The organism is Roseibium sp., assembly GCF_025698965.1.
GTDB lineage: Bacteria > Pseudomonadota > Alphaproteobacteria > Rhizobiales > Stappiaceae > Roseibium.
In genome coordinates, this window is the sequence record NZ_JAILWL010000426.1 from 1 (window position 1) to 5,745 (window position 5,745).

Here is a 5,745-nt window from a genome sequence, read left to right on the forward strand (position 1 = left end):
TTGACGGCTTTCTTGCCCTCTACCAAGAGGGGCGCGATGACGAAGAAGACGAAAATTCACGTCGCCTGCCCGCTGTGGATCAAGGTGCAACGCTGACAGCTGCTTCCGTGGATGGCAAAACCGACGCAATAGAATCCTCTCAGCACTTCACCACGCCGCCGCCGCGATATACCGAGGCAAGCCTGGTGAAGAAGATGGAAGAGCTTGGCATCGGTCGCCCTTCCACCTACGCTTCAACTCTGCAAACGCTTCGCGACCGCGACTATGTCGAACTCGAGAAGAAACAACTTGTCCCTCAGGACAAGGGCCGGATCGTCATCGCTTTCCTGGAAAGTTTCTTTCAGCGTTATGTCGAATTCGATTTCACGGCGAGCCTTGAAGAGCAGCTCGACAAAATCTCCGCCGGGGAACTTTCCTGGCTGGATGTGTTGAAAGATTTCTGGACCGGCTTTTCGGGAGCCGTTGACGAGATCAAGGATCTGCGGGTCGCGGAAGTTATCGACGCACTCAACGAGTTGCTTGGTCCGCATATCTTCCCGGAAAAGGAAGACGGGTCGGACCCACGCAAATGTCCGACCTGCGACACTGGTCAGCTTTCGTTGAAGGTTAGCCGTTGGGGCGCATTCATCGGCTGTTCCAATTATCCGGAATGCGGCTATACTCGCCAGCTCGGCAAGCCGAATGGTGAAGATGGCGAAGCCGATGACGGCCCGAAGGTGTTTGGAACCGATCCGGAAACCGGCCTGGAGGTTTCTTTGCGCAACGGCCGCTTCGGCCCCTATGTTCAGCTGGGTGAAGAGGCCAAACCGAAGCGATCATCCCTGCCCCGTGGCTGGTCGGCAGCCGACATGGATCTTGAAAAGGCTCTGCAGCTTCTTTCGCTGCCGCGCGAAGTCGGTCCTCATCCGGAAGACGGCAAGATGATTACGGCCGGTATTGGCCGCTATGGGCCGTTTGTGTTGCACGAAGGCACATATGCGAACCTTTCCACGCCTGATGAAGTATTCTCAGTTGGCATCAACCGGGCTGTTGACGCACTGGCTGAAAAACGAGCCAAGGGCGGTGGACGCACGGCAGCAACACCATTGAAAGAGCTTGGCGAGCATCCCGATGAGGGCGGACCGGTCAATGTTTTTGACGGCCGTTACGGTCCTTATGTGAAACACGGCAAGATCAACGCGACGCTGCCGAAAGACACTGACCCCAAAGCCGTCACGATGGAGCAGGCTCTTGAACTGATTGCGGCCAAGGCCGCAAAGGGCGGATCGAAGAAAAAGGCAGCGGCGAAAAAACCTGCAGCCAAGAAATCGGCGACCAAAAAAACGACGGCTAAAAAATCGACGGCGAAGACAGCAACCAAAGCCACGGTCGACGCCTCGTCTGCCGAGGTGCCCTGGGATGACGCGACTTGAGCGCAAAACGGATTAACACGCGCAAACACACCAAACGCAAACACGCCAAAGTACCAGGCGAGATGCCTTCCCGCGAAGATATTCTCGCTTTTGTGGCCGACAATCCGGGCCGGGCAGGCAAGCGCGAAATCGCACGCCATTTCGGCATTATCGGCGGTGCGCGCATTCACTTGAAAAAAATGCTCAAGGACCTCTCCGAAGAGGGACTGATTGAAAAGCGCAACAAACGGATGATCAGGCCAGGTGATCTTCCACCTGTGTTTGTTGCCAATCTGGTTGCCCGTGACAGTGACGGCGACCTCCTCGGAGTTCCTGTCGATTGGGACGACGAAGCCGGTGAGCCACCGAAAATTCTTGTATTGACGGGAAAGACCAAATCCTCGCAACCCGGCCTCGGCGACCGGGCACTCGTTCGCTTGAGCGACGTTGAAGCTGGTCCGGAAGCAAAGCACACGGCGCGTGTCATCAAGGTTCTGGAAAAGAAACAAGGGGCGATACTTGGAATTTTCCGAAAGCGCGACAGCGACCGCCCTGCCTATCTAGAACCGATTGACCGGAAGCAACGCGAGTTGGACATCGATCCGCAGGATCTGAAAGAAGCTGAGGACAGTGACCTGGTGAGCGTTCAGGTGACCCGATCCGGACGCTACGGGCATCCACGGGCTTCCATCGTTGAGCGTTTCGGATCGATGCATTCGGAAAAAGCCGTATCGGAAATCGCCCTCCAGTCACACGGCATACCGCATGTGTTTCCCGCCAGCGTGGAAGCTCAGGCCGAAGCAGCCAAACCGGTCGAAAAACTCGGCAGCCGGGAAGACTGGCGCCAAATTCCGCTGATAACCATCGATCCGCCGGATGCCAAGGACCACGACGATGCGGTCTATGCCGAGCCCGATACCAACCCGGACAACAAGGACGGGCACATTGTCTACGTGGCGATTGCTGATGTTGCCCACTACGTAACGCCCGGCTCTCCCATGGACAGGGAAGCAAACCTTCGCGGCAATTCGGTCTATTTTCCGGATCGGGTGATCCCAATGTTGCCGGAACGCATTTCCAACCAATTGTGCTCCTTGCGAGAAAGGGAAGACAAGCCGGCCATGGCCGTTCGACAAGACCGGTAGAAAGAAAACCCATACTTTTCATCGTGTTTTGATGCGCTCGGCGGCAAAGCTGTCCTACATTCAGGCGCAAAAAGCCATCGACGGCGTCGTGGACGAGAAAACGGAAACGCTGCTGGACGGCGTTCTGAAGCCTCTTTGGGCTGCTTATGAGGTTTTGAAAAAAGGACGGGATGCGCGCGAGCCATTGGAACTCGATCTTCCGGAGAGAAAAATCAAGCTGAAGTCGGACGGCACTGTCGACAGCGTTTATGTGCCCGAGCGCCTGGATGCGCACAAGCTGATCGAAGAATTCATGATCCAGGCGAATGTCGCAGCTGCCGAGACACTGGAGAAAAAGAAAAGCCCCCTACTCTATCGCGTCCACGATGCCTCAACGCCGGAAAAACTCGAGAGTCTGAAAGACTTCCTTTCCACGATCAACATGAAGCTGCCGTCCTCTGGTGGCCTGAGACCGGCCGCCTTTAACGGCATTCTGGCAAAGGTAAAGGACACACCCCAAGCCCATTTGGTCAACGAGGTGGTTTTGCGCAGTCAGGCACAAGCGGAGTATACACCGCAGAACATCGGCCATTTCGGTCTCAATCTTCGTCGATATGCGCATTTTACTTCCCCAATCCGCCGATACGCCGACCTGATAGTGCACAGAGGTCTGATTTCCACGCTTGATCTTGGCAAGGATGGCCTCCCGGAAGGTATCGAGAGCAAGCTTGAAGCCATTGGTGCTGAAATCTCCGGCGCAGAACGCCGTGCAATGCTGGCGGAACGCGACACGATCGACCGTCTGATCGCACTTTGGATGAGCGACCAGATCGGAGCGACCTTTCAGGGACGCATTGCGGGCGTGGTCAAGTCCGGCCTGTTTGTCCGCCTCGAGGAGACCGGCGCAGACGGGTTCGTGCCAGCCTCCACGATCGGCCTGGACTATTACCGATATGACGAAGGGTCGCATGCCCTGATAGGTGACAAATCCGGCGAGACCTACCAACTTGGCGATCAAGTAGAGGTCAGACTGGTGGAAGCAGCTCCTTTTGCCGGTGCTTTGACATTCGAACTTCTCAGCAATGGACGGATTGCAGGGAAGAGAATTCGAAAGTCTGCGCCCAAGACACGGCGCGGGCCGCCCAAAGGTGGGCGCAAAAAGACCTCTGCACGCAAACAGAGCCGAAGGAGGTCTTCGTGACGGTTCGTTACGAGCTTAACAAAGAAATAGAAATTCCCGAAAGCGTTCAGGATAAACCACGCCGCCCGGTAATGCAGGCCATGCTGCGCGGTGCATTTAACAAATGCATGAATTGCGGCCGCGGCCGCGTTTTCAACGGTTTCCTCAAGAACAATCATGCCTGTTCAGTGTGCGGTGAAGAATTCCATCATCACCGGGCTGACGACGCGCCGCCCTACTTCACAATCACTATAGTGGGTCACATCATCATACCGGCCCTTCTGGTGGTGGAGGTTCTTTGGCGACCCGCAATCTGGATTCACATGTCACTTTGGTTGCCATTGACGATCCTGCTCTCATTGGGTCTGATGCGACCAATCAAGGGAGCGCTTATCGGGCTTCAGTGGGCGCTTTACATGCACGGCTTCGATCCGGATGCCGAGGACGACCTGCCGCCGCTTTCAAATTCATCCGAAGGGATCTCATGACCGGTTCATTTGAACAGCAGCTGGCAAAGGACGAACAGGCTGGCAAGCATCCCTATATCCGCCCCAAAGATGCAGCGACGCTTCTTATTCTGGATCGGGACAAGCGCGGGCATGTCAAACTTTTGATGGGAAGGCGCCATATGCGCCACACTTTCATGCCTGGAAAGTTCGTATTTCCGGGTGGCCGTGTTGACCCGGGCGACTCAAGGATCGGCAATGTTCTGCCTTACCACCCGGATGTGGAAGCCAAACTGTCCGAGGGTTTGAAAAACAGCAAATCCTCCGCTCGCGTGCGCGCTTTCGCACTGGCTGCAATTCGGGAGACTTACGAGGAAGCCGGGCTTTTCATCGGCCATAAATCCTCCCACGATATCATGCGGCTGGGTACCGGTTTCGAGGCCTTTGCAGAACGTGGCATTCAGCCGGATCTGAGCGGCTTGCGGATGATTGCAAGGGCGATCACCCCACCGCAACGACCGCGCCGCTTCGACACCCGTTTTCTTGCTGTTTGGGCCGACGCTATTGCCGATCAACTGCCTGACGGCAAAGGCCCCTCAGGAGAGCTTGAGGATTGTGCCTGGCTGACCCTTGAAGAAGCACGAAAAAAAGAGTTGCCGCTGATCACCACAAAGATTTTGACGGATCTTGAGCAACGGTTGGAGAAAGATCCGGACCTTTCTCCGGAAACAGCAGTGCCATACTACTACTTCCGGAACGGCGCGTTCGTGCGCGACTTAATTTAACTGAAATAACCGCCGGCGTTTTCCGATGACCTGTCGTGCCGCGTTTCGATCCTGGTGAACAGGATTGTGCGGCGATGCGGCCCTGAACGTTTTTGTGAGAGATTGCGGTGGGTTGGTCTATGATGAAGACTGACGGCAAGTTCCACACAGGTAGACACCAATCCGAACTGTCCGTGCGCTCGGAGGGCTGATCCATGAAGAAACGCGCTATTGTTCCTGACGAATTGAAGAGTTTTTATCAGGACTGGAAAATGTCTCCAGGCCTTGCGTGCGGAGACTTTCTTTTCCTGACCGGCGTAACCGGTGCAGAAGCGGACGGAAGCATCTCCAGCGCCCCTGAAACGCAGATCAGGACCGCATTCAGAAAGGTCGGACTGGTTCTGGCAAAAGATGGACTGAGTTACAGCGCCCTCGTCGACATGACGACATATCATGTGGGATTGCGTGACCATCTTGAGATGTTCAAGACCATTCGCGCCGAATATGTCGAGGAACCCTATCCCTCCTGGACGGCGATCGAAGTTGCCGGGTTTGTTCGAGAGGGCGCAATCATCGAAATCAAGGCAATCGCGAGCCGGATGCCTAAGGCAAGTTGATCATTTCTGAACCCGATGAGCACGATGGCTTGTGTTTTCCCGCTTAATTTCGGGTCCTGACCGATCAAAACATCAACGAGACTGCAGGCAGAGCTTGACTTTGACGCACTGATGAGTACTTTGCCCGCTGATTTCAGACATTGGGGCAGATTCACCGCCAGCCAATCTGGCCATAAGAACCCTATGCCCGATAACCGAGAACAGGATCCAAGGCCATGGCCAA

At 55.4% G+C, this 5,745-nt stretch carries 4 protein-coding genes and 1 pseudogene; all 5 read left to right on the forward strand.

Annotated features, from left to right (window positions below):
- The coding region (locus tag K5905_RS25955) for a topoisomerase C-terminal repeat-containing protein (RefSeq protein WP_297589581.1) at nt 1-1,412 on the forward strand (1,412 nt) is incomplete at its 5' end.
- 62 nt (nt 1,413-1,474) lie between these two features.
- Nucleotides 1,475-3,716, forward strand: a pseudogene (gene rnr, locus K5905_RS25960) (ribonuclease R).
- Nucleotides 3,713-4,183, forward strand: coding sequence for a DUF983 domain-containing protein (locus K5905_RS25965; RefSeq protein ID WP_297589584.1), 471 nt, complete (start codon nt 3,713-3,715; stop codon nt 4,181-4,183). Before rnr ends, K5905_RS25965 begins: the two are co-directional and overlap by 4 nt.
- Nucleotides 4,180-4,926, forward strand: coding sequence for an NUDIX hydrolase (locus K5905_RS25970; protein WP_297589588.1), 747 nt, complete (start codon nt 4,180-4,182; stop codon nt 4,924-4,926). Before K5905_RS25965 ends, K5905_RS25970 begins: the two co-directional genes overlap by 4 nt.
- Nucleotides 4,927-5,120: 194 nt before the next feature.
- On the forward strand, nt 5,121-5,522 hold the full coding sequence (locus K5905_RS25975; RefSeq protein ID WP_297589591.1) for a RidA family protein: 402 nt from the start codon (nt 5,121-5,123) through the stop codon (nt 5,520-5,522).
- The last annotated feature ends 223 nt before the right edge of the window (nt 5,523-5,745 follow it).

Coding starts and splice junctions, on each gene's coding strand:
- K5905_RS25970 (WP_297589588.1), top strand. CDS start 4,180: ATGACCGGTTCATTTGAACAGCAGCTGGCAAAGGACGAACAGGCTGGC.
- K5905_RS25975 (WP_297589591.1), top strand. CDS start 5,121: ATGAAGAAACGCGCTATTGTTCCTGACGAATTGAAGAGTTTTTATCAG.